The 25944-nt window shown below is 73.1% G+C and carries 22 protein-coding genes; 16 read left to right on the plus strand and 6 right to left on the minus strand.

Annotated elements, in window-relative coordinates; genetic code table 11:
• Positions 1 to 52: 52 nt before the first annotated feature.
• Both WD794_14250 and WD794_14255 read right to left on the minus strand, forming a co-directional pair.
• Positions 53 to 2560: a cation-translocating P-type ATPase gene (locus WD794_14250; GenBank protein ID MEX2291470.1), complete on the minus strand. Its 2508-nt coding sequence runs from the start codon at positions 2558 to 2560 to the stop codon at positions 53 to 55.
• 36 nt (positions 2561 to 2596) lie between these two features.
• Positions 2597 to 2806 carry a heavy-metal-associated domain-containing protein gene (locus tag WD794_14255; protein MEX2291471.1) on the minus strand — a complete coding sequence of 70 codons (210 nt, stop codon included), beginning with the start codon at positions 2804 to 2806 and terminating at the stop codon, positions 2597 to 2599.
• A 368-nt stretch (positions 2807 to 3174) separates the two neighbouring features.
• On the opposite strand from WD794_14255, the gene WD794_14260 reads away from it, so the two are divergent.
• On the plus strand, positions 3175 to 3585 hold the full coding sequence (locus tag WD794_14260) for a heavy metal-responsive transcriptional regulator (GenBank protein ID MEX2291472.1): 411 nt from the start codon (positions 3175 to 3177) through the stop codon (positions 3583 to 3585).
• 18 nt (positions 3586 to 3603) lie between these two features.
• On the opposite strand, the gene WD794_14265 is transcribed toward WD794_14260, so the two are convergent.
• The gene (locus tag WD794_14265) at positions 3604 to 3819 is read right to left on the minus strand and encodes a hypothetical protein (protein MEX2291473.1); all 216 of its coding nucleotides are present in this window, start codon (positions 3817 to 3819) and stop codon (positions 3604 to 3606) included.
• Positions 3820 to 4036: 217 nt separating this feature from the next.
• Here WD794_14265 and WD794_14270 point away from each other — a divergent pair, with 217 nt between their 5' ends.
• From WD794_14270 to WD794_14280, 3 genes are all read left to right on the plus strand, one after another.
• Entirely contained in the window at positions 4037 to 4450 is a 414-nt protein-coding gene (locus WD794_14270; protein ID MEX2291474.1) for a DoxX family protein, read from the plus strand.
• 81 nt (positions 4451 to 4531) lie between these two features.
• On the plus strand, positions 4532 to 5605 hold the full coding sequence (locus WD794_14275) for an alkene reductase (GenBank protein MEX2291475.1): 1074 nt from the start codon (positions 4532 to 4534) through the stop codon (positions 5603 to 5605).
• 183 nt (positions 5606 to 5788) lie between these two features.
• Positions 5789 to 6706: a haloalkane dehalogenase gene (locus tag WD794_14280; GenBank protein MEX2291476.1), complete on the plus strand. Its 918-nt coding sequence runs from the start codon at positions 5789 to 5791 to the stop codon at positions 6704 to 6706.
• A gap of 127 nt (positions 6707 to 6833) precedes the next feature.
• Here WD794_14280 and WD794_14285 read toward each other — a convergent pair whose 3' ends face one another.
• A complete protein-coding gene (locus tag WD794_14285; protein MEX2291477.1) occupies positions 6834 to 8396 on the minus strand; it encodes an NAD(P)/FAD-dependent oxidoreductase in 1563 nt (520 codons plus the stop codon).
• A gap of 403 nt (positions 8397 to 8799) precedes the next feature.
• On the opposite strand from WD794_14285, the gene WD794_14290 reads away from it, so the two are divergent.
• Genes WD794_14290 through WD794_14325 form a run of 8 tightly spaced genes read left to right on the plus strand, consistent with a single transcriptional unit; the run spans position 8800 to position 20176 of the window.
• Complete coding sequence (locus WD794_14290; GenBank protein MEX2291478.1) at positions 8800 to 10104, plus strand: alanine racemase; 1305 nt, start codon at positions 8800 to 8802, stop codon at positions 10102 to 10104.
• Positions 10101 to 11486, plus strand: a complete 1386-nt coding sequence (locus WD794_14295; GenBank protein MEX2291479.1) for a diaminobutyrate--2-oxoglutarate transaminase family protein — start codon at positions 10101 to 10103, stop codon at positions 11484 to 11486. Before WD794_14290 ends, WD794_14295 begins: the two co-directional genes overlap by 4 nt.
• Positions 11483 to 12886: an aminotransferase class I/II-fold pyridoxal phosphate-dependent enzyme gene (locus WD794_14300; GenBank protein MEX2291480.1), complete on the plus strand. Its 1404-nt coding sequence runs from the start codon at positions 11483 to 11485 to the stop codon at positions 12884 to 12886. The genes WD794_14295 and WD794_14300 overlap by 4 nt, the downstream gene beginning before the upstream one ends.
• Positions 12883 to 14577, plus strand: coding sequence for an IucA/IucC family protein (locus tag WD794_14305; protein MEX2291481.1), 1695 nt, complete (start codon positions 12883 to 12885; stop codon positions 14575 to 14577). The genes WD794_14300 and WD794_14305 overlap by 4 nt, the downstream gene beginning before the upstream one ends.
• The gene (locus WD794_14310) at positions 14577 to 15854 is read left to right on the plus strand and encodes a SidA/IucD/PvdA family monooxygenase (protein ID MEX2291482.1); all 1278 of its coding nucleotides are present in this window, start codon (positions 14577 to 14579) and stop codon (positions 15852 to 15854) included. Before WD794_14305 ends, WD794_14310 begins: the two co-directional genes overlap by 1 nt.
• Complete coding sequence (locus WD794_14315) at positions 15851 to 17107, plus strand: hypothetical protein (GenBank protein MEX2291483.1); 1257 nt, start codon at positions 15851 to 15853, stop codon at positions 17105 to 17107. Before WD794_14310 ends, WD794_14315 begins: the two co-directional genes overlap by 4 nt.
• Positions 17085 to 18836, plus strand: coding sequence for an IucA/IucC family protein (locus WD794_14320; GenBank protein MEX2291484.1), 1752 nt, complete (start codon positions 17085 to 17087; stop codon positions 18834 to 18836). Before WD794_14315 ends, WD794_14320 begins: the two co-directional genes overlap by 23 nt.
• Positions 18830 to 20176, plus strand: coding sequence for a glutamine synthetase family protein (locus WD794_14325; GenBank protein MEX2291485.1), 1347 nt, complete (start codon positions 18830 to 18832; stop codon positions 20174 to 20176). Before WD794_14320 ends, WD794_14325 begins: the two co-directional genes overlap by 7 nt.
• On the opposite strand, the gene WD794_14330 is transcribed toward WD794_14325, so the two are convergent.
• Complete coding sequence (locus WD794_14330) at positions 20136 to 21056, minus strand: LysR substrate-binding domain-containing protein (GenBank protein MEX2291486.1); 921 nt, start codon at positions 21054 to 21056, stop codon at positions 20136 to 20138. The genes WD794_14325 and WD794_14330 overlap by 41 nt on opposite strands.
• A 195-nt stretch (positions 21057 to 21251) precedes the next feature.
• Between WD794_14330 and WD794_14335 the strand changes: the two genes are divergently transcribed.
• The 4 genes from WD794_14335 (at position 21252) to WD794_14350 (ending at position 24267) form a co-directional block, all read left to right on the plus strand.
• Complete coding sequence (locus WD794_14335; protein MEX2291487.1) at positions 21252 to 21680, plus strand: FHA domain-containing protein; 429 nt, start codon at positions 21252 to 21254, stop codon at positions 21678 to 21680.
• Positions 21681 to 22322: 642 nt separating this feature from the next.
• The gene (locus WD794_14340) at positions 22323 to 22937 is read left to right on the plus strand and encodes a hypothetical protein (protein ID MEX2291488.1); all 615 of its coding nucleotides are present in this window, start codon (positions 22323 to 22325) and stop codon (positions 22935 to 22937) included.
• Positions 22938 to 22948: 11 nt separating this feature from the next.
• A complete protein-coding gene (locus tag WD794_14345) occupies positions 22949 to 23644 on the plus strand; it encodes a hypothetical protein (protein ID MEX2291489.1) in 696 nt (231 codons plus the stop codon).
• Positions 23632 to 24267 carry a hypothetical protein gene (locus WD794_14350; protein MEX2291490.1) on the plus strand — a complete coding sequence of 212 codons (636 nt, stop codon included), beginning with the start codon at positions 23632 to 23634 and terminating at the stop codon, positions 24265 to 24267. The genes WD794_14345 and WD794_14350 overlap by 13 nt, the downstream gene beginning before the upstream one ends.
• Positions 24268 to 25030: 763 nt before the next feature.
• Here the strand turns inward: WD794_14350 and WD794_14355 are convergent.
• Positions 25031 to 25903: a hypothetical protein gene (locus tag WD794_14355; GenBank protein MEX2291491.1), complete on the minus strand. Its 873-nt coding sequence runs from the start codon at positions 25901 to 25903 to the stop codon at positions 25031 to 25033.
• Between the last annotated feature and the right edge of the window lie 41 nt (positions 25904 to 25944).

A 25944-nucleotide genomic window follows, 5' to 3' on the forward strand; every position in this document is an offset into this window, starting at 1 on the left:
GCGCACCTCCCCAGCACACCGATGCTGGGGAGGTGCGCGGCCAGGCAGTGCGTCACTCTCTCTGGGGCGGCCGGCCGTCGGCAGCTGGCGACAGAGTCGAGCCAGGGACGGCTTCCGGCTCGGGCTCGCTGTCGGCTTGCCGTCCGACGCTGCTGATCGCATCGAACAGCAGAGACGGCCGCCCGCCGAGGGAGTTGACGAAGATGAGCGTGACGGAGGCGGCCATGGCGACCATCGCCCAGACCGGGTAGACCAGCCCCGTCGTGGCCGCGGGGATGCCGATGCCGTTGAACAGGAACGCGACGCCGACGTTCTGGCGGGTGCGGCGGTAGCTGGAGCGGCTGATGTCGCGGGCGGTCAGGACGGCGTGCAGGTCGTCACGGACGACGATGATGTCGGCGCTGTCCACGGCGATGTCGGTGCCGCCGCCCATCGCGATGCCGACGTCGGCCTGCATGAGGGCCGGGGCGTCGTTGATGCCGTCGCCGACCATCGCGACCCGCTGGCCGCCGGTTTGGAACTCGCGCACGATGTCGGCTTTGGCCTCGGGCAGCACGCCGGCGCGGACGTCGTCGATGCCGAGCTCGCCGGCCACGTGCGCGGCGGCGCGCGCGTTGTCGCCGGTCACCAGGATCGGGGTGATCCCGGCGTCGCGCAGCCGGGCCACAGCGTCGGCGGCGTCGGTGCGCAGCGCGTCGCCGAGCGCGATCAGCCCGAGCGGACGGCCGTCGGCGGCGACCACGACGACCGTGCGGCCGGTGCTCTCCAGCTGGTCCATCCGGGCGCGCATCCGCTCGAGGTCGACGCCCCCGTCGGACAGGAACCCCGGACGGCCGACCAGCACCGCCTGACCGGCGACGCGGGCGCGGACGCCGAATCCGGTGACCGACTCGAACTGCTCAGCGGGCGGGACCGTCAGGCCGCGCTCCTTCGCCGCCCGGACGACCGCACGCGCCAGCGGGTGCTCGGACGAGGACTCGGCGGCGGCGGCCAGCGTGATGAGCTCACCGTCGCCCACCAGGGACACGATCTCCCGGACGGCGGGGCGGCCCTCGGTCAGCGTCCCGGTCTTGTCGAGCAGGACCGTGCGGACCTGGCCGAACGTCTGGAACGCCTCACCGGTCCGCATGATGATCCCGAGGTCGGCCGCTTCGCCGGCGGCACGGACGATCGCCAGCGGTGCCGCGATCCCGACCGCGCACGGGTAGCCCATGACCAGCACCCCCAGCCCGGCGAACACTGCCCGGCGGACGTCGGCCTCTCCCGCGATCAGCCACGACCCGAGCAGCCAGCCCGTCAGCGCGAGGGCGGAGACGACCAGAACGGTGGGCGTGTAGACGCGCAGGACCCGGTCGACCAGATGGAGGATCCCGGGCTTGAGCGCGCGGGCGTCCTCGACGTGCCGCACGACCTGAGCCAGGAAGCTGTCCGTCCCGACCCGGGTTGCTCGGACCAGCAGCGTGCCGGAGCCGTTGATCGACCCCCCGACGACGTCCTCCCCGGCGCTGCGCTCGACCGGCACCGGCTCACCGGTGACCAGCGACACGTCGAGCGTGGAGTAGCCGTCGGCGACCTGCCCGTCGACCGGGACGCGCTCGCCCGGGCGCACCCGCACCACATCGCCCACCGCGACCTGGTCGATCGGCGTGTCGGTCTCGACCCCATCGGCGAAGACCCGGGCGGTGTCGGGCTGCAGGTCCAAAAGCTTCTTCACAGCCTGGCTCGACCGGGTCTTGACCAGCAACGACAGCCACTCGCTGAAGATGTGGTAATTCGCGACGAGCACCGTCACGGCGAAGAACGGCGCCGTCGGGTAGTCCTCGAAGGCGCCGGTCAGCCCCACCAGGCCGCCGGCGATCCCGGCGAACGCGCCGACCTCCAGCAGGACGTGCTGGTTCAGGATCCGCCTCCGGCCGGCCTGGTAGGCCATCCGCAGGATGTGTGGGGCGACCCCGAACACCACGACGAGCGCGAGAGCGCCGACGACCAGACTGACAGTCGTGTCACCGAGCAGCCCGCTCTCCCGTGCGCTATACCCGAGCACTGCCGGAGTCACGATGCCGACGGCGCCGGCGGCGGCCCGCCCACGGCCGGCGGGACGCAGCAGGGCGTAGGCGACCGGGACCATCAGGGCGACGACCGACGCTGGGACGAGCACCGACCAGATCCCGGAGACCTCGAGGATCAGGGCGATCGCGGTGAGGCTCGCGCCGATCGCGGCGAGCAGCCGCTTGCCCTCCCGGACGAGGTCGGCTTCTTCCTCCTCGTACGGCCGGAGCTTGCGCGGGTCGTACAGGTCGTAGCCGATGTCGCGTAGCGTCCCGAGGATCTGCTCCGGCTCGATCAGCGCGGGGTCGTAGTCGACCAGTGCCTGCTCGTGGGTCAGACTCACCGCGACCTTGTGGACCCCCTCCTGTCGGCCGAGGGCCTTCTCGATGGTGCCGGTGCACAGCGAGCAGTGCAGCCCGGCGATGCGTGCCCTGATCCGCACATGGCCTTCCAGGCTGCTGGGCTCCTCGGCCCACAGCGCATCGGCGTCCGTCCTGGTCGGCGTGCTCATCGGGTGCCTGCCTTCGTCGGAGAGTGCGGCGTGGGACTACCTGACGACGGGGTAGCCGGCGGTCGCGAGCCGCTCGGCGATCGCCCCCTCGCCGGTCTGGCTCTCGTCGTAGACGACCTCGACGCAGTTGGTTGCGGCGTCGGGCTCGACGACCCGGACGCCGTCCATCCGGGCCAGCGACTTGCGGATCGCGTCTTCACACGCACCGCAGTGGATGTCCTGCACCTGAAAACTCTGCTGTGCCATCGGGTCCTCCTCGAGCTCGGAGGACACGCACGCTAGGCATTCCACCTACTGGAAGGTCAAGGCAGCCTCGTGGGGCGTTCCGGTGACGAGGCAGCGGAGCACCGACGCGGCGGCTCAGCCGCCCGGGGTCAGCGTGTATGACGCCCCAGTTCGACACGATCGAGACGTCCTGTGCGTAGTTCCGTTCGAGATCGTCCTTGAGAGCGCCGTTCAGGCTCGTGTCGAGGTGGTCGTCCAGCACCTCCTGGGCGCTGCGCCGCTCGCTCATCTGCTCCTCCTCGGCACGGGCCGCACCGACGGGCCGGTTGACATTCCAGTAGGTAGAAGGACAAGGTCGGCTCCGACCCCTGTACCAGCGTGAGGGCACCATGCGCATCGGCGAGCTTGCTGACCAACTCGGCATCAACACCAAGACGATCCGGTACTACGAGCAGATCGGGCTCATCCCCCTCGCGCCACGCACCTCCGGCGGGTACCGCGACTACACCGAGACCGACGCAGCCCGGCTGACGTTCATCAAGACCGCCCAGCGGCTCGGCCTGTCCCTGGAAGAGGTCGCCGAGATCCTCCGGCTACGCGACGAGGGTGAGCCGCCGTGCGCCTACGTCCGCGACGTCATCAGCAAGCAGCTGCGCGGCATCGAGCGACGCATCGCCGAGCTGCGCGCTCTGCGCGGCGAGCTGCGGGAGCTGCGCGCCGCCGCCGACAGCATCCCCGAGGTCGACGGCGCGACCTGCCGGATCATCGAGCATGTCAACGCAGTGGCGGCCCGGAGCTGACGGCGAGCGGCGCCGCGGCTACGCCGCCGGTCGCGTCTCCTCGAGCTTCAGGGAGATGCCCCACAACTGGTAGATCGGTGGGCACAGGCTCAACGCGAGAGCCCGCCGCTGCCTGGTCGCGTCTCCCGCGCGCTCGGCCTTCACCCACATGAGCGTCACTGCCGCGATGTGCGCGGCAGCTGTCGCGTACATGTGGCCGCTCGTGACGCCCTTCGCATGCATCCACTTGACCATGACAATGCTCCTGTCCCTCGGTCAACTCGTCTGCCTGTCGAGGGACGGCGTGCCCCGTGGGCGCGTGCAGACACCTGGTTGACCTTCCACCTGCGGGAAGGTGTAGTGGCCATGTGCGCCGGAGCTGTGCAGCGATCCCGCTCCGCAAGCTCATCGGGAACAGAGCGGCCCGTATGGTTGCTAATGCAACCAGCTCTCGCAACTCCTGGAGGTTCTGATGGACACCCTTCTCGTCATCGGCAGGGTCCTGTTCGCCCTGCTGTTCCTGGGATCGGCCGTGGGCCACCTGACCAAGACCGAGGCCATGACGCAGTACGCGCAGTACCGCAAGCTCCCCGCCGCCAAAGCAGGTGTGATCGTCTCGGGTGTCGTGCTCGTGCTCGGCGCGCTGTCCGTCGTGCTCGGCGTGGTCGGCGACCTCGGCGCGCTCGCGCTCGCGGCGTTCCTGGTGGTCGCCGCCTTCGTCTTCCACGCCTTCTGGAAGGAGAGCGACCCTCAGGCCACGGCGACCGAGCAGGCGCAGTTCATGAAGAACATCGCGCTCGTCGGGGGCGCGATCGTGCTGTTCGCGCTGTTCGCTGGGGACGCCGCCGGTCCCGCCATCACCGACGGCGCTTTCGACCTGTCCTGAACACACACGGTGTCGGCCGGCGTGCAGTGTGAGGCACACCGGTCCCCTCCGTGAGACCCCAATCCCTGAAGGAGATTCGCCATGACCTCGCCCCTCTTCTCCCCCTACCGCCTCGGTGACCTGGTGCTGGCCAACCGGCTGGTGATGGCGCCGATGACGCGCAACCGCGCCGGCGCCGACGGCGTGCCGACCGCCTCGATGATCACCTACTACGCACAGCGCGCCACCGCCGGGCTGATCGTCACCGAGGGCACCCAGCCCAGCGCCGTCGGCCAGGGCTACCCGCTCACGCCCGGCATCCACACCGCCGAGCAGGCCGCCGGCTGGCGGCAGGTGACCGACGCCGTCCACGGGCAGGGCGGCCACATCTACCTGCAGATCATGCACGCCGGACGCATCTCCCACCCGTCGCTGCAGCCCGGAGGTGAGCGTCCGGTCGCGCCGTCCGCGGTCCGCCCGGCCGGCCAGGTCTTCACCCCCTCCGGCCTGCAGGACTTCATGGACCCCCGCCCGCTGGAGACCGACGAGATCGCCGGCATCGTGCAGCAGTACGCCGACGCCGCGCGCCTGGCCGTCGAGCAGGGCGGCTTCGACGGCGTGGAGGTCCACGGCGCGAACGGCTACCTGCCGCACCAGTTCCTGGCCGAGGGCACGAACTCCCGCACCGACCGGTACGGCGGCAGCGCCGAGAACCGCGCCCGGTTCCTGATCGAGGTCACGACTGCGGTGGCGGCCGCCGTCGGCGGCGAGCGCGTGGGAGTCCGGCTGTCGCCGGCCAACTCCTTCAACGACATCGTCGAGCACGAGACCGAGGCTGTGTACGCCGCGGTCGTCGCCGGGCTCGCGCCGCTGGGGCTCACCTACCTGCACGTCGTCGAGGGTCCTGCCGCCGTCACCGAGCAGATCCGCCAGGCGTGGTCCGGGACGCTCATCGTCAACGCCGCCTTCAGCCTGCCGACCACGCCGGAGAACCTGCAGGGGCTGCTCGGCGGGCCTGCTGATCTGGTCGCTGTCGGCCGGGCGTTCCTCGCCAACCCCGACCTGGTCCAGCGCCTGCAGCTCGACGCGCCGCTCAACCCCGCGGACGAGACGAGCTTCTATGGCGGCACCGACGCCGGGTACATCGACTACCCCGCCCTCGACCAGGCCGCCTGACGGCGGTTCCGCCCCCCCCCCCCGGCGCCCACGCCGGGCGGGCGGACGTTGTTCTCCACGTCCTGGACGTCGGACGGCGAGTCGCACTCCCGCATCGCGGCGGAGACGCTGCACCTCAGCGCGAGTCGGTACCGCACCGCTAACGTCGCCGCGTCCCTGCCTCCGTTGCCGAGGAGCCCCTTGATGAAGGCCCTGCGCACCCCCGAGGCCCGGTTCGCCGACCTGCCTGACTTCCCGTACACGCCCCACTACGTCCACGTCGACGACGGGGACGGCGGCCGGCTGCGCGTCGCGTACGTCGACGAGGGGCCACGCGACGCTCCGCCGGTACTGCTGCTGCACGGCGAGCCGTCGTGGTCGTTTCTGTACCGGAAGATGATCCCGATCCTGCTCGAGGCGGGACTACGCGTCGTCGCGCCGGACCTGGTCGGGTTCGGCCGGTCCGACAAGCCCGTCGAGCGCAGCGACTACACCTATGCCCGGCACGTCGAGTGGATGCGGCAGGCGCTGCTCGACGAGCTCGTGCTGAACGGAGTGACGTTCGTCGGGCAGGACTGGGGCGGGCTGGTCGGACTGCGCCTGGTCGCGGAGAACCCCGACCGTTTCGCGCGTGTGGTGGTCGCCAACACCGGGCTGCCCACGGGCGACCAGCAGATGAGCGAGGCGTTCCTGGCCTGGCAGCGCTACTCGCAGGAGACGCCGGACTTCCGCGTCGGCCGGATCGTGTCCGGTGGGTGCGCCACACCGCTCGCACCGGAGGTGGTCGCGGCCTACGATGCCCCCTTCCCGGACGACAGCTACAAGGCCGGCGCGCGGGTCTTCCCGACGCTGGTGCCGACCCGGTCGGACGACCCGGCGGCAGACGCCAACCGCGCAGCGTGGGAGGTGCTGTCGAGCTGGGACCTGCCGTTCCTCACCGCGTTCTCGGACTCCGATGTCATCACGCGCGGGGGCGACAAGGTGTTTCGCAAGCTCGTCCCGGGAGCGGCAGATCGCGGGCACGTGACGCTCGAGGGCGGCGGCCACTTCCTGCAGGAGGACGTGGGCCCGCAGCTCGCGCGGGTGGTGGCCGAATTCGTCGCGGCCACCCCGCACGGCTGAAACGGCCGCGAGCGCATCTCGTCGGCCTTCACATGCGCAGGCCGGCGCCGGATAGCCGGACCGGTATGAGCCGGACCGAGGGACGGTGATGTGGTCGTGGCGCGCGCGTCCTGCGGCGCCCGCGCTCTCAGGACGCCTTCAACAGCTGCAGCGCGGCGGCCTTGCCGCTGCTGCCGGCGATGCCGCCGACCGGCGCCGTGGACGCGCCGCAGGTGAACAGCCCCTGCACGCCGGGGACGGTGTGCCCGGACAGCCTGCGGGTCGGGCGCAGGAAGGCCAGCTGGTCCAGGCTGATGTCGAGGTACATCGGGTGCGCGCCCGGCCAGCGCAGCTCCTGCGCCATGAGGGTCGGCGTCCGGACAGTGCGCGCCAGGATGCTGTCGCGGAAGCCGGGTGCGTGCTGCTCGACCTGCTCGACCATCGCGTCGGCGAACGACTCGGCGTGGCTCTCCCAGCCGCCGTCCACGTCGTACGGCGCGCTCGGGCAGGCCAGGTAGACGGTGTGGTGGCCGGCCGGGGCCAGGCTGTCGTCGTACACGCTCGGGGTGAAGCAGTAGGTCGGCGGTGGGTCGGGCAGCCGCCGCGCCTCGGCGGCCAGGAAGCCCCGGGTGAGCTGGGGCATGGAGTCGACGTGGGACTGCAGGCCGTTCCAGTCGCCCTCGCGGGCACCGGGATAGGGCGGGAGCTTGTCTGTCGCGAGATGCACGACGAGCTGGACGGCGTTGCCGCGGTGTGCCGCCGACAGGTCCCGCCCGGCGTCGCCGGCCAGCGGCGGATCGAGCAGGTCCAGCAGCGCGGTCTGCACGTCGACGGCCGAGATGACCGCGGCGGCCTCGACCCGCTCGCCGTCCTCGAGCACGACGGCCCGGGCGCGGCCGCCCGCGGCGTCGATCCGCGCGACTGCCGCGCCGGTGCGGACCTCGCCGCCCCAGCCGACGAGCCGCCGCTCGAGGGCGTCGGTCAGCGCCTGCGACCCACCGCGCGGGTGCCACTGCCCGAACAGGTGGTAGGCGGCCTGCCAGAAGACGTAGAAGGCACCGCCCGGCTGATGCGGACCGGCCGAGCTGTGGCTGGCGAACGACGAGACCGGCGCCCGGGTGAGATCGGAGCGCAGCACCCGCTCGAGCAGCGAGCCGTACGGCGTGACCAGGTCGTGCGCCAGCCCGATCGGGCCGCCCGAGCGCTTCAGCCCCTGAAGTAGCGGCCAGAGCTTGCTGCCGGTCGCCTTGAGCACCCCGCCGGCGCTCGAGCCGCTCTCCAGACCGGTGACGGCCGTCTTCACCAGCGGAACCGCCTGGTGCATGAACACGCGGTACGCCTCGGCGTCGGCCCGGTCGTGCTCGGCGATCGAGGCGACCGTCTGCTCGATGTCGCGCGAGAAGCGCACGATCCGGCCGTCCCGGAAGAAGCCGGTCGCGAACGGCTCCATCGGGAGGTACTCGAGCCCGGCGCCGGCGAGGTCGATCTCGGCCGGGATCGACGTCATGTTGATGATGTTGTGCGCGGCCGCGTGGGTGTTGAAGCGGTAGCCGGGAAGGGTTTCCTCGGTGCGCGACCCGCCGCCGAGCGTGCCGCTCGCCTCGAGGACGAGGACGCGCCGACCGGCCTTGGCCAGGTAGCAGCCGGCGACCAGGCCGTTGTGGCCGCCCCCCACGATCACGACGGGGGCGCTGCCGGAGGGTTCGGTCACTGCGCAGGTCGCCTGGTTGCTGAAAGGCGTCAGCGCTGTACGGCCAGCCGGCGCGGCGCCCCGAAGCCCTGCTCCCCCAAGGCTTCCCGGGTGCGGGCGACCGCCTGGTCGAAGCTCAGGTCCGTGGTCACTGTGCTGCCGTAGTCCATGTCCCGTCTCCTCGTCCGCTGAGGGAGCGCCACGTTCGTGGCGGGCTCCGGTTCTGCGCCATCGAGCCCCTGCCCCGGGTGTCCGGGGCCAATCAGCGAAGCGGTGCGGCATGCCCATCGGCCGGCATACGCGCCGGCTGCCGCGTGCCTACGCGGACTGGACATTGGACGCCATCGTGTGAGTAAAGTACCCCTGCCCTAACTTAGGGTCCCCTAAGAAAGATCCAGATGTCCCCCGCTACAGGAGGTCCCCCGTGCTGCTGCCGGCCAGCGCCGCAGGCACCGCCTGCGGCACCGCCCTCGGCGTCCAGACGCTCCCCCGAGCCCTGCGCGAGTCCCTGTACGCGGTCGCCGGCGCCGCCGAGCCGGTGAGCGGCTACTGGTACGACCCGGCGGTCGCGGCGTACCGCGCCCGTGCGTTGCGGGCGGTCCTGCCGACCTGGGCGACACTGCTCTACGCCGTCAAGGCCAACCGCTTCCGACCTGTGCTGGAGGCACTGGCCGCACCGGGAGGCGTCGACGGCTTCGAGGTCGCCTCACCGGCCGAGGCGATCGCGGCCGCCGACGTGCTGCGCGCCGCAGGCCGGCCGGTGCGGCTGGCGGCCGCCGGCCCGGCCAAGACGCCGGGACTGTTGGGGGCTCTGCTCGACACCCGGGTGGAGGTGGTGCACGCCGAGAGCCTGCTCGAGCTGGGCCGGCTGTCGGCGCTGGCACAGGAACGCGGGGAGCGGGTGCGGGTCGGCCTGCGGGTCAACCCGTCGCGGATGACCGTCACCGGCACCCTGACGATGGGCGGCCGCCCCTCCCCGTTCGGCGTTGCCGAGGCCGACGTGCCGGAGGTGCTCGAGCGGGCCCGCCGGCTGCCCGGCCTGGACCTCGTCGGCTTCCACGTCCACGCAGTCTGCGGCAACCGGGACGCCCGCGCTCATGCGGCGTACGTCGGCTGGTGCCTGGACTGGGCCGGCCGCACCGCGGCGGCGCATCGCGTCGACCTGCGCTGGGTGGACGTGGGTGGCGGCCTCGGCGTCGCGTACGGCGGCCAGGACGCGCTGGACCTCGCACTGCTGGCCGACGTGCTGGACGCGCTGACGCCGCCCGCCGGGGTGGAGGTCGCCCTCGAGCCCGGCCGCTGGCTGGCCGCCGACTGCGGCTGGTACGCCGCGGAGGTGGTCGACGTCAAACCCTGCGGCGCAGCGACTTTCGTCGTCGTCCGAGGCGGGATCGGCGGCTACGCACTGCCTGCCACGGAGGATTTTCCCTTCCCTGTCGCCGTGCTGCCCGTCGAGGCGTGGCCCGCGGGCCTGCCCCGGCCCGAGGTGCGCGACGCACCGGTGACTGTCGTCGGGGAGCTGTGCACCCCCGAGGACGTCCTCGTCCGCGACGTCACCGTCCCCCGCATCCGCGCCGGCGACGTCGTGGTCTTCCCGCAGGCCGGAGCGTACGGGTGGGAGTTCGCCCTACAGCCCTTTCTCGGCCACCCCCCCGCCACCCGCGCCGTCGTCGGCACGCCCATGTCCCTGCTCGTCCCACCCCCTCGCAGCACGGAGCCCGCCACATGACAGTCGCCCTTGACAGCCCGCTGACTCTCGACAGCTCGACCCGCACCCGCGACGCCGTCCTTGCCCGGCAGGAGGCCCGCGAGTCGGCAGCCCGCACCTACGCCCGCACCTTCCGCATGGTTCCGGTGCATGCCGCCGGGATGACCGTCACCGGCGCCGACGGGCGCAGCTACCTGGACTGCCTGTCCGGCGCCGGCACCCTCGCACTCGGCCACAACCACCCGGTCGTCGTGGAAGCGGTCACCCGGGTCATCGAGCGCGGCGCCCCCTGGCACGCCCTGGACATCGCGACGCCGGAGAAGGACGAGTTCACCGACGCGCTGTTCGCCGTACTCCCGCCCGGTCTGGCGCGGTCGGGCCGGGTGCACTTCTGCGGCCCCGCCGGCACCGACGCGGTCGAAGCCGCACTCAAGCTGGCCCGTACGGCCACCGGCCGCGGCGGCGTCGCCGCCTTCACCGGCGCCTACCACGGGATGACCGCCGGGGCGCTCGCCGCCTCAGGCGGGCAGGCCGCGAAGGAGCCCATGGTCGGCGCCGCGGCGGAGGCCGTCCGGCTGCCCTATCCCTACCCGTACCGCTGCCCGTTCGGCGTCGGCGGCGAGGCCACCGCCCAGCTCTCGGCGCGCTACGTCGAGCGGCTGCTCGACGACCCCAACGGCGGCGTGGTCCGACCGGGTGCGATGGTGCTCGAGGCGGTGCAGGGCGAGGGCGGAGTGGTGCCGGCACCACCGGAATGGCTGCGCGACATGCGCCGGATCACCAGCGAGCGCGGCATCCCGCTGGTGGTCGACGAGGTGCAGACCGGCGTGGGCCGCACCGGCTCGATGTGGGCCCTCGACGCGGCCGGGATCGAGCCGGACGTGCTCGTGCTCTCCAAGGCGATCGGGGGCAGCCTGCCGCTGGCCGTCATCGTCTACGCCGAGCACCTGGACACCTGGGCACCGGGTGCCCACGCCGGCACCTTCCGGGGCACCACGCTGGCGATGGCGGCCGGCGCGGCGACACTGCGGCACGTGCGGGCCGAGCGGCTGCCGGAGCGGGCCGAGGCCCTCGGAGCGCGACTGCTCACCGGGCTGCGCGGGCTGCAGGCCCAGCACCCGGGCATCGGCGAGGTGCGCGGCCGTGGCCTCATGGTGGGCGTCGAGCTGGTCGAGCCGGGAGCCGCCCCGGACGAGCTCGGCGCGCGGCCCGCCGCACCCGGCCTGGCACTGGCCGTACGCGCCCAGTGCCTGCGGCGAGGGCTGATCGTCGAGCTCGGCGGGCGGCACGACAGCGTGCTGCGGCTGCTACCGCCGCTGGTGATGACCGACGCGCAGCTCGCGGACGTCCTCGACCGGCTGGGCGACGCACTGGCCGCCGCCGAGCGGGAGCACCGGGCATGACCGCGACGACGCTGGCGCCGGCGCCGGCTGCGGCCGGCCTCGACGCGCTCGTCGCCGTCGCCCTCGGCGCCCTGGAGGACGGCCGGCGGCTGCGCGGCGGGCCGGTGCCGCGCGGCACACCGGCCGACGTCGCCGCCTCGGTCGACCTGGCCCTGGACGGCGAGGCACTGCCGCGGGACGGCGTCGGGGAGGCCCGGGCGCTGCAGACACTGGTCACGGCGGTCGCCGCAGGCGCCGCCGATCCGGCCGACCCCCGGTGCGCAGCCCACCTGCACTGCCCACCGCTCGCCGTCGCGGTCGCCGCCGACCTGGTGGCCAGCGCCCTGAACCAGTCGCTGGACAGCTGGGACCAGGCGCCGGCCGCCACCGTGCTCGAGCAACGGGTCGTGGCCGCACTCGCCGATCTGGCGGGCATGCCCGGCGGGGCAGGAGTGCTCACCACGGGCGGCACCGGCTCCACCTACACGGCGCTGCTCCTGGCCCGCGACGCCGCGCCGACGCCGGTCCGGCTCTACGCCAGTGCGCTGGCGCACTTCTCCGTCGACCGCGCGGCGCACCTGCTCGGCCTGCCCCCGGTGGTCGCCGTCCCGGTCGATGCCGACCTGCGGATGGACATGATGGCGCTCGCCGCACTGCTGCGGGACGCCCCGGCAGACGAGCGCCCCGTCGTCGTCGCCACCGCCGGCACCACCGACACCGGCAGCATCGACCCGCTGGAGGAGACCGGGCGCCTCGTGCATGCCGTCGGCGGCTGGCTGCACGTGGACGCGGCCTACGGCGGCGGCGTGCTGTTCTCCGACCGGCACGCGCCGCTGCTCGCCGGGCTGGAGCGGGCTGACAGCGTGTCACTGGACCTGCACAAACTGGGTTGGCAGCCCGTCGCCGCCGGGATCCTGCTGACCCGCGAACCCGGGGCATTCGCGCCGCTGGACCGGCGTGCCGTCTACCTCAACCCGGCCGACGACGAGCAGGTCGGCTACACCAGCCTGCTCGGCCGATCGCTGCGCACCACCCGGCGGGCCGACGTCCTGAAGATCGCGGTGACGCTACGGGCGCTGGGTCGACGTGGCCTCGGGCAGCGCGTCGACACCTGCTGCGACCTCGCCCGCGTCGCCGCTGCACGGGTGCTGGCCGAGCCGGCGCTGACGCTGGCCCGGCCGCCGGTGCTCACCACCGTCGTCTTCCGCTACCTGCCCGCCGACCCGGCGCGCAGCGACGAGGTGAACGCCGGCCTGCGCCGCCGGCTGCTGCGCGAGGGCACCGCCGTCGTCGGGCGCACCGAGCTCGACGGGGCCGTCCACCTCAAGCTCACGCTGCTCAACCCGGACGCCACCGTCGCCGACGTCGAGGGGCTGCTCACCCTCGTCGTGGCCGCCGGTCACGCCGAGGAGTCGGCGTGACGGGCCTGCTCGCCACCCCGGTCCCGCAGCGGGCGGGCGCGGAGACCCTGCGGGTGCTGCTCCGCTGCTGGCTGCGCGAGACGGGCGTCGCCGTCGGCGGACCGGGTCTGCTGCAGCTGCCGCTGCCGGCCACCGGCCGGGCACTGGTCCTCGACGTGCTGCGCCGCTCGCCCACAGGTCAGCACGACCTCGGCCAGGTCACCCGGCCCGACGGGGGCGGGCTCGACCTGCCCGACGTGGCCCGGCTGCTGCTGGAGGAGGCCGCCGCCCGCGCAGGGCTACCGGCCGTACACGCCGAGGCCGCGGTCGCCCGCGTGCTCGACTCCGCCCGGCGCACCGCCCGCTACGCCGCCGCGCGCGCCGCGGCGCCCGACCCGCCGGCTGGTCTACCGCGCTGGCTGGCCGCCGAGCAGGACCTGCTCGCCGGGCACCCGTTCCACCCGATGGCCAAGAGCCGCGAGGAGCTCCCCGACGCCGAGGACGACCTGCTCGCTCCCGAGCTGCGCGGCCACTTCCCCCTGCACTGGTACGCCGCCCGGGAGGGCGTCGTCGCGTCCGGCAGCGCCGGGCTGGACGTGGGGGCGCTGCTGCGTGAGCTCGCCGGCGACGTGCGGGTGCCGGCCGGCTTCGTGCCGGTGCCGGCCCACCCGTGGCAGGCCGCACGGCTGAGCTCGCGGCCGGCTGCGGCTGCGCTGCTCGACGCGGGCGACCTGCTCGACCTCGGCCCCGGCGGTGCGCCGTGGTGGCCGACCTCCTCGGTGCGCACCGTCGGCCGACCCGGAGCTGCGGTGATGCTCAAACTCAGCCTGGGTCTGCGGGTCACCAACAGCAGGCGCGACAACCTGCGCAGCGAGCTCACCCTCGGCACCCGCACCGCCCGGCTCGTCGACGCCGGCGTCGGGCGGGCGCTGGCGGCCACGCACCCGGGCTTCACGCTGGTCCGCGACCCCGCGTGGGTCGGCGTCGACGGCCACGGCCCGGTCGGGCTCGACACCGTCGTCCGAGACGTGCCCTTCGACGCCAGGGACGACATCGCCTGCGCCGGAGCGCTCGTGGACGCGCGCCCGGATCGGGGCCGACCGGTCGTCGTGGACCTGGTCGAGCGACTCGCCACCCGCCGCGAGCTGAGCCGGCCCGCCGCGACGTTGTCCTGGTACCGCGGCTTCCTCGCCGCCGTCGCCACTCCACTGCTCTGGCTGCACGGCGAGCACGGCCTCGGGCTCGAGGCCCACCTGCAGAACCTGCTCGTCGGCCTCGACGCCGACGGCCGCCCGGACCGCGGCTGGTACCGCGACAACCAGGGCTGGTATCTCGCCGCCTCGCACGAGGCGCGCGCGCAGGCGCTGCTGCCCGGGGTCGGCGACGGGGTGTCGCTGGTCTTCGACGACGCCCTGGTGACCGACCGGGTCGTCTACTACCTCGGCGTCAACACGCTGCTCGGCGTCGCGGGTGCACTGTCCGCCGCAGGGCTGGCCGAGGAGCATGACCTGCTGCGTGTGCTCGCCGATACCCTGCGCGCGCACCTGCGCACCCCGAGGCCGTCACCGGCGGCCGCCGTCCTGCTGGACGCCGACCACCTGCGGGTCAAGGCCAACCTGCTCACCGGCGTCGACGGCCGCGACGAGCTGGACGGCCCGGTGACCACCCAGTCGGTCTACGTCGCCATGCCCAATCCGCTGCGGGAGCTGTGATGCGCACCCATGACCTGGTCGGCGTGGGTCTGGGCCCGTTCGGGCTGTCGTTGGCGGCGTTGGCCGACGGCCGGCCCGACCTCGACGCCGTCTTCCTGGACCAGCGCGAGTCCTTCGCCTGGCACCCGGGGCTGCTGCTCGAGGGCGCCACGCTGCAGGTGCCGTTCCTCGCCGACCTCGTCACCCTCGTCGACCCGACCAGCCCGTGGTCCTACCTGTCCTACCTGCGCGCGTCGGGCCGGCTGTTCCGCTTCTACCTCGCCGAGCGCTTCCAGGTGCCGCGGGCGGAGTACGACGACTACCTGCGCTGGGTGGCGCGGTCCCTGACGTCCTGCCGCTTCGGGCAGCGGGTCGACGCGCTCGCCTGGGACGGCGACGCCTTCCGCCTCACCGTCACCGACACCGCCACGCAGGCGGCCACGACCCTGCGGTCCCGGGCGGTGGTCCTCAGCGTCGGCACCGAGCCGGTGGTGCCCGCCGCCTTCACCGGGCTGCTCGGCAAGCGCGTCGTGCACGCCTGCGACTACCTCGACGCCCGCCCGGCCCTGCTCGAGGCCGGCCGGGTCGCCGTCGTCGGCTCCGGGCAGTCCGGCGCCGAGGTGTTCCTGGACCTGCTGCGGGCCCAGCCGCAGACCGGCTCGTCGTTGCGCTGGACGACCCGCAGCCCGGCCTTCGCGCCGATGGAATACTCCAAGCTCGGCCTCGAGCACTTCACCCCCGACTACACCGCCTACTTCCGAGAGCTTCCCGAGCAGCGGCGCGAGGAGCTGCGCCACAGCCAGTGGCAGCTGTACAAGGGCATCAGCAGCTCGACCATCGCGGAGGTCTACGACCTGCTGTACGAGCGCACCGTCGGCGGCCGGGTGGTCGATGCCGTGCTCGAGCCCGCGGTGGCGGTCGAGGCGGCCGTCGCCGAGGGCGAGGCGTACCGGCTGTCCTGCCGGCAGGTGCAGCAGGACCGCAGCTTCGACGTGACGACCGACGCCGTCGTGCTGGCCACCGGCTTCGCCCCCCGCCGGCCCGCTCTGCTCGAGCCGCTGCTTCCCCTGCTCGACCTCGACGAGCGTGGCCGCTACCGGGTGGACGCCGACCACCGGGTCGCCCTGCACGTCCCGGGTCCGCTGTTCGTGCAGAACGCCGAGGAACACACGCACGGCGTCGGCACCCCCGACCTCGGTCTCGGCGCCTGGCGCAGCGCGACGATCCTCGGCGCCCTCACCGGGCAGCCGCTGGTGCCGCCGCAGCAGGGCGCCTTCACCCGCTTCGGTTCACCGTGAGCGCTCTGGCCGCGACCCGGGTGCTGGCCGCGGTCGTCGCCCTGCAGCTGGTCGCCGAGACGGCACTGACGCCGTACTGGCCTCAGCTGCTCGAGGAGCTGTTCGGTACCGCGGAGCTCGGCGCGACCGGGGCCTATCTCACCGCCTGCCGCATCGCCGGTCTGGCCGCGCTGCCGCTGTGGGCGCTCGCCGCCCGCCGCTGGTCGCTGCCGCGGCTGCTGGTGGTCGCGCTGCTCGGGTCCGCGGTGCTCGACCTGACGGTCGCCCTCGCGCCGACGCTGCTGCTGTTCACGCTCGCCTCCGCCGGCTCGGTCGCGACGGGGAGCGCGCTGGTGCTGGCCTATCCGGCCCTGGTCGCCGTCACCGACCGCCCGGGGCGGGGCGACCGGCTCGGGGCGGTGCTCGTCGGGGTCGCCGTCTTCCACGGGGCGTCGCTGCTCGCGACCGTGCTCGGCGCCGGCGTGCTCGCCCTGCCGGCGCCCCGGCTCGGGTTGGCGACCTTCGCCGTGGCCGACCTGCTGCTCGCCGTCCTGGTGTGGCGCCGCGTGGCCGTACCCGCCACCGCACAGCCGGGCGGGGCAGCCGCGGTGCCCGCCGCACAGCCGGGCGGGGCGGTCGCCGTGCCGGCCGCCGCGCCGCAGCGCGGGTCGCTGCCCCCGCGGCAGGCAGCGCTCGCTCTGCCGGTCGTCGTCGTCCTGCTGCTGGCCGTCCTCAGCGACACCGGCACCGGGGTCCCGCGACCGTTCTTCACCGCGCTCGTGCTGGACGGCGGCGGCAGCCTGTCCCTGGCGGCCGTGCTTTTCCTGCTGCCGTCCGCCGGCGCACTGCTGGTGCTGCCGTACGCCCGCCGCCTGCAGGCGGGGCTCGGCGACCGGCTGCTGCCGTACGCCGCCGGCCTGGCGGCCGTGGCCCTGGCGCTGCAGGCGATGGCGCCTGCGGCCGTACCCGTCGTCGGCGCGAGCCGGCTGGCTCTGGGCGCCGGCTTCGGCCTGCTGGCGGTGGCGCTCGACCTGCGCGTCTTCGCCGCCGTCGGGACGGGCGGGCCCGGCTTCGCGCTGGTCGAGACAGCCCGCTCCGCCGCGCTGCTGGCCTCGCCCCTGATCGCCACCGCCACCGCCACGGTGGATCTCGCCCTGCCGCTGGCCGCCGGCGCCGCACTGCTCGCGGCGACCGCACTGGTCGCCGCCGTGGCTCCCCGCCCGTCCCCTGTCCAGGCCCCGGAGGTTGACCATGTCCCCGAACCCGCCCACTGAGTCCGCCGACTGGCGGGCCGCCGGCCGTGCGCTGGTCGCCAAAGCGCTCGGCGAGCTCGCCTATGAACAGCTGCTGGCGCCAGAGCACCGCGGTGCCGGCTGGGTGTTCACGCTCCCGGACGGCCCGACGTACGGCTTCACCGCCCGGCGCACCGGCTTCGGCGGCTGGCACGTAGACCCGGCGACGGTGACCCGGAACGGCGTTCCCGCCGACGACCCGGTACGCCTGGTGCTCGACGCCCGCGAGCTGCTCGGGCTCGACGGCGCCACCGCCGCCGAGGTCGTACGCGAGCTGATCGCCACCCACGCCGCCGACGCCCGCATCCGGGCCACCTCGAGGCCGGTCGCGGAGCTCGCCGAGCTGGGCTACGCCGAGCTCGAGCAGCACCTGACCGGCCACCCGGTGCTCGTGCTCAACAAGGGCCGGCTCGGCTTCACCGCCGCCGACCTCGACCGCTACGCCCCGGAATCACGCGGGACGGTCCGCCTCCGGTGGTATGCCGCGCACCGCGACAGCGCCTCGTACGCCGTAGTTCCGGGGCTGGACCAGGGCCGGCTGCTCGCCGAGGAGCTGGCGCCGGAGGTCCTGGCCTTGCTGCAGGCCCGGCTGGCCGCGCGAGTGGACCGGCCGGCCGACTACGTCTGGCTACCGGTCCACCCCTACCAGGACGACGCCGTGGTGCGGACGCTGTTCGCCGCCCAGCTGGCCGACGGCCGGCTCGTGCCGCTGGGCGAGGCGCCGGCGGAGTACCGCCCGGTGCAGTCGGTGCGCACCCTGGTCGGGGACGGCCGGGACGTGAAGACACCGCTGCTGATGCGCAACACCCTCGTGTGGCGTGGCCTCGGCACGGCGGCCACGGCGGCTGCCCCGGACGTCAGCGCCTGGCTCACGCAGCTGCACGCCGGCGACGCGGAGCTGCGGGCCACCGGGCTCGGCTTCCTCACCGAGGTGGCGAGCGTGGTCGTGCGACACGAGGCGTACGACGCGCTGCCCGACGCCCCCTACCGCTACGGCGAGCTGCTCGGCGCGGTGTGGCGCACGCCGGTCGTCGCGCTGCTGCGCGACGGCGAGCGGGCGCGCTCGATGGCCGCGCTGCTGCACGTCGACCGGGACGGCCGGTCCCTGCTGGTCGAGCTCGTCGCGCGGTCCGGCCGGTCGCCGCAGGTCTGGCTGGAGCACCTCTACGAGGCGCTGCTGCCGGGGCTGCTGCACTGCCTGATCCGGCACGGCGTCGCCTTCTGCCCACATGGCGAGAACACCGTGCTCGTCTTCGTCGACGACACCCCCGTCAGGGCACTGGTCAAGGACTTCGCCGAGGACGTCACCCTGCTGCCAGGGCGCGACTACCCGGGCCTGTCGGCGCGCGCCGACGCGGTGCTGGTGCGCTGGCCGGCAGCGGAGATGGCGCACAGCATCACCTCGGCCGTGCTGGCCGGGCACGTCCGCTTCCTCGCCCCGCTGGTCGAGGAGCACCTCGGACTGCCCGAGGCACAGGTCTGGGACATCGTGCGCGACGTCCTGCTCCGCTGGCGGGCGCTGCACCCCGAGCACGAGCAGGCCTTCGACGCGTTCGGCCTGCTCGCGCCCGAGGTGGAGCGGATCGCCCTGAACCGTGAGCACCTCACGGGAGGCGGCTTCCACGACCGCCCGGAGCGGGACGGGGCGCCCGACGTCGTCCATGGTCGGGTTCCCAACCCGGTCGCCGCGGCGCAGGTGCCCGCGTGCTGACGCTCGAGGCGCTGCGCGAGCAGGTCGACCGCGGCGACGTCGACGAGGTGGTGCTCGCGCTGCCCGACCTGACCGGCCGGCTGCAGGGCACCCGGCTGGGCGCGCGGTTCTTCCTCGACACGGTGGCCACGTCCGGCTTCGGCGCCTGCACCTATCTGCTCACCACCGACGTCGACATGGTCGTCGTCGCACCGTCGTCCGCGCTCGACCCGGAGGGAACCGGGTACGGCGACCTGCGCCTGGTTCCCGACCTCGCCACACTGCGGCCACTGCCGTGGGACCCCGGCACCGTGCTGGTCATCGCCGACGCCGAGCTGCCGGACGGCGCACCGGTGCCGGTGGCGCCGCGCTCGGCCCTGCGTGCGCAGGTCGAGGCGCTCGCCGCGCACGGCCTGGTGCCGTACGCCGGCGCGGAGCTGGAGTTCCGGGTCTTCACCACGAGTTACGCCGAGGCTGCGGCCGCCGGCTGGCGGGACCTGCCGGCCGCCACCCGTGGCAACGTCGACTACGCGCTGGTCGGCATGCAGGCCATGGACCGGCTGACCCGGCGGCTGCGCCGGGAGATGTCGGCGGCGGGACTGGTCCTCGAGTCAGCCCGCGGGGAGTGCGCTCCGGGACAGTACGAGATCGTCTTCGGCTACGACGAGGCGCTGCGGACCGCCGACGCGGCGGCGTTCTACAAGACCGGCGCGCGGCAGGTGGCCGCCCAGGAGGGTCAGGCGCTCACCTTTCTGCCGAAGTACGACCAGGCCGAGGGCAGCTCCTGCCACCTGCACGTGAGCCTGCGCGGCACCGACGGCGGGCCGGTGCTCGCGGGCGACGGCCGCTACGGCGATTCGGCCCTGCTGCGCCGGGTACTGGCCGGGCAGCTGGCCTGCCTGCGCGAGTTCACCCTGCTGTTCGCGCCGACCGTGAACGCCTTCAAGCGGCTGCGGCCGGGCGCCTTTGCCCCCACCGCCGTCGCCTGGGGACGCGACAACCGGCTCGCGGCCCTGCGGCTGGTCGGTTCCGGCGCCTCGCTGCGGGTCGAGAACCGGGTACCGGGCGCGGATGCCGATCCCTACCTCGCGCTGGCCGGCGTGCTGCTCGCCTCGCGGCACGGCATCGAGAACGACCTGCCGCTGCCCGACCCGGTCCGCGGTGCACCGCCCCGCGGAACGGAGGGGCTGCCGTCGTCGCTCGGCGAGGCTGCCGATTTGCTCGACCGCAGCGAGGTGGCCCGCAAGGGGCTGGGCGACGCGCTCGTCGACGCGTTGGTGGCGACCGCACGCGCCGAGGCCGCCGGCTACGCAGCGCAGGTCAGCGAGTGGGAACGGGCACGGGGCTTCGAGCGACGCTGAAGCGCCCGTGCGGCGCCGCCAGCAGGTGCTCCACGAACAGCTGCGCGGTCGCCGTGGGCACGTCGCGGGTCACGAGGTGCCACGGACGTACGAGGGGCAGGTCGGGCAGCTCGACGACGCGCAGCGCACCGTCGGCCAGCAGGGAACGCACCGCGTCCTCGGACACCAGGGCGAGGCCGAGCCCGGCCACCGCGCCGGCCGTGACGGCACCGCTGCTGCCCATGTACAGCAACGGAGGGTCCAGCTCCTGCGCGGCCAGCAGCACCTCCAGCGCGACCCGGATGCCGGACCCCGGCTCACGCATCAGCCACGCGGTGCGGGAGGCATCGACCCGCACGGCCGGGGCGGCCACCGCGATCAGCCTGTTCGCGCGGGTCGCCCTCGTGGCCGCCCCGTCGACCGATGCGGGCGGCCGGCCGGCCAGCACGACGTCCGCCTCGTACGCGCCGAAGGCCGCCCACAGCGTGCGGTTGTCCGAGACCTGCAGGCGCAGCGTCACGCCGGGGTGGTCGGCACGGAAGCCCGCGAGCAGGGTCGGCAGCACCTGCTCGGCGGCGGTCGTGACCGCCGCGATCCGCACGGTGCCGACCTCGGGGTCGGCGCCCCCGGTGGCGGCAACGCGTCCCTCCTCCAGCAGGCCGAGCACCCGCCGGGCGTACGGCGCGAAGGCCAGACCGGCCGCAGAGCAGCGAACTCCCCGCCCGTGCCGCTCCAGGAGGGCGATGCCGACCTGCCGGTTGAGCGCGCCGACCGCGGAGGAGACCGCCGACTCGGTGACCACGAGCTGCCGGGCAGCCTCGCGCACCGACCCCCCAACCGCCACGGCAAGGAAGGCCCGCAGCTGCGCCACGGTGACAGCTGGAGCCGAGACTGAAGACATCGCTTGATGGTGTCACGGCAATTGTTGATTGACCATCGGGTGCAGGGCGGCGCACGGTCGGCAGCGGAGAAGCCCGGCACAGCCCGAGAGCGGGCGTGGCCCGCACGTACCGTCCGCGGGCCCCGGCAGAGCCGGTCTCCGTCGCAGCAGATCCAGGCGCGTTCGCGCGTGGAGGTTCCAGGAGGAGTGAAGCCGATGAAATACGCCAGCACCCACGACCCTGCAGGCGGCGGCGACCCACACCTGACCTTCGCGTCCGGCGGGCAGATGACGTACGACCTGTGCTGCGACCCGGCCGGACAGCGCATCTTCCACCTCCCTCCGGGGGTGAGCACCATCGGCAGCGACGAGAGCTGTGACCTGTGCCTGGAAGGCCTGCGCCCCCAGCACGCGCAGATCTACCGCAACGACGCGGACGACTACGTCATCGTCAACATCTCCCGCTGCCCGGACCTGCGGGTGCACGGCCGGACAGTTCCCGAGGCCGAGCTGCACACGGGGACGCGCATCGAGCTGGGCCCGTGGGTGCTGTGCTACAACCGGGCGGAGTTCGCCGATCACGGGCGACCCAATGGCGGTCGGCAGGGCGGCGAACTCTCGGCCGGAGACCGCTGCCGGGCCTGACCGCACCGCCAGAGCAGGCTGACGGCTGACGGCTGACGGCTGACGGCGTACGCCACCGTGCCGCCCACGTCGGGTCGGCCACGCCGCTGCGGCCGCAAGCCGTGCAGGCGCGGGGGCCAGCCCGTGCGGGCGGGTGTGACCCGGCTCGATCGCCCTGGGGCCGGTCTGACCCGGCTCGATCGCCCTGGGGCCGGTCCGACCCGCCTCGATCGCCCTGGGGCCGGTCTGACCCGCTTCGATCACCCTCGGCGGGTCGGCGCCGCACGGCCCGCGCCGGACGCGGGTCTTCCCGAACCGGCCGCCTCCGGCGCGCGCCGTCGGTCATCGGTCCTGCGGCGTGTGGCCTGCGCGCCCTCACGCTTCCCCGGCGAAGCGTGGAGCCGAGCAGGAGTCCCCGTCCGCGACAGGCAACGTGCGCGTCCGGCACACCGCTGGAACCGCCTGCTACCACCGGCGTGTCGCGCGACCTCACCCGTCCCCGGCGCCCGGGGGCAGGACGCGCGACACGCGGTTCACCCCCAAACCAACCCCCATTTCCTTTTCGCGCGAAACGTGCCACTGTCTGCGCGGAACAGTTACCGCCTTGTACTCGCGGTGCTACATGGACTAGCAACGGGAGTGTTCATGCGACGGCATCCTCAGATGAGCGGTGACTCCGGCGCGGCGATCCTCGGCCTGGCTGTGACGATCGTGGTGGTGCTGGTGGCGGCCGGCCTGCTGCACCGGACAGCGTCGTTGGCCGGCGAGATCAACGACAAGGCCAAGACGATTGCCCTCACCGGTCGCGGCATCAACGAGTCGACCGACAGCATCATCCAGCTGGAGCGGACCAATGAGCTCGCCACGTCCATCCTGAACTCCGCGAAGCCGCTGGAGGGCAAGCTCGGGCAGATCGTGTCGCTGGCCGGCAACGTGAACGGTCTGGCCGGCTCGATCAACAACTCGGCGGGGAGCATCAACGGCTCGGCCGTCAGCATCAACGGGACGGCAGGAGGCATCAACTCCAACGCCACCAGCATCAACAAGACGGCCGACGGCATCAACGGCGAGGCCTCACGCATCCTCGCCGTCGCCCAGTCCATCAACCGGGGCGTCGCGCAGATCAACACCAACCTGGACGCCACGATCGCGATCGCCACTCAGATCCGCGGTGACACGAGCAACATCGTCACTCAGGCCAGGCGCGCGCACATCAAGGCAACCTGCATTGACCGTGGCGTCGCTGGCGCCAAGGGCAACGACGGCCACTGCAAGTAGAGGAGACTGAGATGCCAAGCACAATCGCCCCTGGCGGCAAATCGACCGGCGTTGCCCGGTCGTCGGATCCCGGCAAGCAGACCTTCTTCGACCGCTGGCTCAAGACGTGGGCCATCCTGCTCGGCCTGGTGGTCCTGGTCGTCGTCGCCTACCTCATCGCGATCACGAGTTCCCTGTCGTCGATCAACAAGAACCTCGGCGTCGCCAGCGACTCGGTCACCGGAGCCGGCGGCAACGTCCTGACGCTGCCGGACCAGATCCAGCGAGCGAACGAGAACCTCACCGGCATCGACACGGCCCTCAAGCCGATCGACGCCGAGACGGATCGGATCATCTCCGCGCTGACCTCGATCCGCGGCGGACTCACCTCCATCGACGGGTCGCTGAAGAACACCAACGGGTCGCTCGTGGACACCGACAGCTCGCTGAAGAACACCAACGGGTCCCTCACCGACACCGACAACGTGCTCGGCTCGGTCCTGGGCCTGGCCGGCAAGATCCGCACCACCCTCGTGGACGCGGATGACCCGCCGGACAAGCTGGGCGTCCAGAACATCCACCGCCGCGTCGACACGGCGAACAAGATCCTGACCTCCGCCCGGGCGGACACCAAGAACATCCTGACGTCGCTGGTGCAGGTCAACGTCCACCTGGAGAGCATCTGCAACTCTCCGGCGGTGCGCGGCGGGCCTTCATGCAACGCCTGAGGCCGCACCGGAACGCCGGTGACCACGGCATCATCGCGACGCACATGGCGATCACCGTCGCCTTCGCGTTGTTCGCGGTCGTGCAGCTGACCCGCACCACGCTCTCCGCACAGCAGATCGACACGCGGGTGAGTGACATCGTCAACTCCGTGGACACCATCGACACCGCCACCATTCCGGTGGCGCTGCTGGACGAGACCGGTGACACCACCGACGAGATCCTGGCTGCGGCGAAGAACCTGAACGGGCAGGCCCAGGAGGTCACCAAGCACGCAACCACCATCGACGGGCATGTGAAGGACATCCTGAGCAGCGCGAACACGATCAACAGCAGTGTCGTGGACATCAACAGCAACGTCCGTGAGATCAACACGACCGCGCGGGCGATCAACAAGAACGCCTCCGAGATCCTCGGCTCGTTCCAGCGGCTGTCACCCGTCGTCGTCTCCATCCACGACGGTGTGGCCGCCATCAACGGCCAGGCCGACAGGATCATCGCGTTGTCGCAGGGCATCAAGAGCGACACCGGCAACATTCTCGCCGCAGCCCGCGACGTGAATGCGCACGCCAAGTCGATCGACTGCAGCTCGCTGATCCGTGGGTCTGCCTGCAACCAGCCCTAGGACTGCGCGCCGCTCCCCGGACGCAGACCGGATCGACTCTGCCGATGCCGCCCCACTGAGCCGAGCCACCGCCAGGTGATCCACGGGGACTTTGGGGCGGACCTTTGACCGGCAACCGCCCCAAAGTCCGCGTGGATCAACCCCAGGGGCCGGAGGGCCGGGGCCGGAGGGCCGGGGCCGGAGGGGCGCGGGCGGGGAGCGGCGCGGGCGGGGAGCGGCGCGGGCGGGGGGCGGCGCGGGCGGGGGGCGGCGGCGGGGTGCTGGTGGGCGCGACAGCAGTCGGTGGAGTCGGCGCGGACCATCACGGCCCTCAGTCGATCCGGCGAGCCCCCGGCCGCCGCCCAGTGCCGCAGGTGAGGAGGGAGGTTGAACGCCACCTCACGGCCCCCGGCGGTCCGGGTGTAGCCGGACCGCACGCACGCCGGCGAGGCTGCCGGTCTTGGGCGGGACTGCACCGCAGCTGCAACAATCAGGAAGCACGGCGGTATCAGGAGCGCCGGCATCGGGGGAGCGGGGGCGGGTGTCAAGACCGCCGCATCGGAGAAACGATGCTCACACCCCTGCCACGACCCGATGCTCAGGCCGTTGTCCTGATCGCTTCCTGTCGCGCGGCACAGGTGAGCCGCGCCGGCCGCCGTCCACCGACAGCCTTTCTGACCCGGATCCGGTCGAGCAGGCACCCGAGCTGCTGCGCCAGCTGCAGACACACCGACGGACACTCCACTCCAGGCTGTCGAATGTCGGGTGACCGCACAGGGCGGCGCTACTGCAGGATCTGGTAGCTCTGGGCGATGCGGTCGAAGTCCTCGGCAAGCCCCTCGAAGGATTCGCTGGGCAGCGCCTGAAAGACCAGCGTGTGCATCGTGCTGTCACGGAACAAGAAGAAGTGCGAGTGCACGCCTTCCACCTGGGTCTCCTCATCCGTGAAGGTGTAGAGGTAGTAGTAGCCGGGTGTGCCGCCCAGCTCGACAGACTTCTGCTCGACGACGCCGACACCGGGCGCCTGCACCACCACATCGGTGACAGCCTTGACATCGTCGATGTCCGCCGGATCGATCGGCGTCTCGAGCGGCACGAGACGCACCAGCATCGACCCGCCCTCCGGTCCCAGCAGCACGACCCCGATGTCAGGGTCGTCCGTCTCCAAAGGCTTCCAGGTCTCCGGGTGCTGCAAGGTGAAGCGTCCCTGCGGATCCCGGTAGTCGACGAGGCGAACCTCGGCCGACGGGCTCGCCGACGGATTGGCGTCGGCGCCCAGCTTGTCGGCACGATCCCGTGCCGTGGCAGCCAGCACGGTCGCAGCGACCGCGACCACCAGTACACCCGCAAGCAGCGAAAGCCGCGAGCGGCTGCGCCATGGGTTGGCCTCTCCTGCCGCGGCAGAAGAAGCCCGGTCGGCGTCGGTTGTGGGACTCGATGGGCTGCGCGCATCGCCAGCAGCTGACTCCGCTCCGGCACCGCCGGTGGACCCGGCAGCGGTCGCGCCGGTCGCCTGGCCAGCCCCGGCCCGGGCATTGAGCACAGCGAACACATCGGCCAGGCTGCGACCCCACAGATCCCACCGGCCGGACTCGATGCTCAGCCGCTCCCGCACCAGTGGGTGCGCGAGCGAGCTGTCACGATCCAGGCTGGTCAACCCCTCGACGACCAGCGCCCGCTCGACGGCGGCCCGCGACT

The organism is Mycobacteriales bacterium, assembly GCA_040902655.1.
GTDB lineage: Bacteria > Actinomycetota > Actinomycetes > Mycobacteriales > SCTD01 > SCTD01.

Excerpts from the sequence above, each read along its gene's own strand:
- WD794_14250 (MEX2291470.1), bottom strand. The coding sequence starts at position 2,560 with ATGAGCACGCCGACCAGGACGGACGCCGATGCGCTGTGGGCCGAGGAG.
- WD794_14255 (MEX2291471.1), bottom strand. The coding sequence starts at position 2,806 with ATGGCACAGCAGAGTTTTCAGGTGCAGGACATCCACTGCGGTGCGTGT.
- WD794_14260 (MEX2291472.1), top strand. The coding sequence starts at position 3,175 with ATGCGCATCGGCGAGCTTGCTGACCAACTCGGCATCAACACCAAGACG.
- WD794_14265 (MEX2291473.1), bottom strand. The coding sequence starts at position 3,819 with ATGGTCAAGTGGATGCATGCGAAGGGCGTCACGAGCGGCCACATGTAC.
- WD794_14270 (MEX2291474.1), top strand. The coding sequence starts at position 4,037 with ATGGACACCCTTCTCGTCATCGGCAGGGTCCTGTTCGCCCTGCTGTTC.
- WD794_14275 (MEX2291475.1), top strand. The coding sequence starts at position 4,532 with ATGACCTCGCCCCTCTTCTCCCCCTACCGCCTCGGTGACCTGGTGCTG.
- WD794_14280 (MEX2291476.1), top strand. The coding sequence starts at position 5,789 with ATGAAGGCCCTGCGCACCCCCGAGGCCCGGTTCGCCGACCTGCCTGAC.
- WD794_14295 (MEX2291479.1), top strand. The coding sequence starts at position 10,101 with ATGACAGTCGCCCTTGACAGCCCGCTGACTCTCGACAGCTCGACCCGC.
- WD794_14300 (MEX2291480.1), top strand. The coding sequence starts at position 11,483 with ATGACCGCGACGACGCTGGCGCCGGCGCCGGCTGCGGCCGGCCTCGAC.
- WD794_14310 (MEX2291482.1), top strand. The coding sequence starts at position 14,577 with ATGCGCACCCATGACCTGGTCGGCGTGGGTCTGGGCCCGTTCGGGCTG.
- WD794_14320 (MEX2291484.1), top strand. The coding sequence starts at position 17,085 with ATGTCCCCGAACCCGCCCACTGAGTCCGCCGACTGGCGGGCCGCCGGC.
- WD794_14330 (MEX2291486.1), bottom strand. The coding sequence starts at position 21,056 with ATGTCTTCAGTCTCGGCTCCAGCTGTCACCGTGGCGCAGCTGCGGGCC.
- WD794_14335 (MEX2291487.1), top strand. The coding sequence starts at position 21,252 with ATGAAATACGCCAGCACCCACGACCCTGCAGGCGGCGGCGACCCACAC.
- WD794_14340 (MEX2291488.1), top strand. The coding sequence starts at position 22,323 with ATGAGCGGTGACTCCGGCGCGGCGATCCTCGGCCTGGCTGTGACGATC.
- WD794_14345 (MEX2291489.1), top strand. The coding sequence starts at position 22,949 with ATGCCAAGCACAATCGCCCCTGGCGGCAAATCGACCGGCGTTGCCCGG.
- WD794_14350 (MEX2291490.1), top strand. The coding sequence starts at position 23,632 with ATGCAACGCCTGAGGCCGCACCGGAACGCCGGTGACCACGGCATCATC.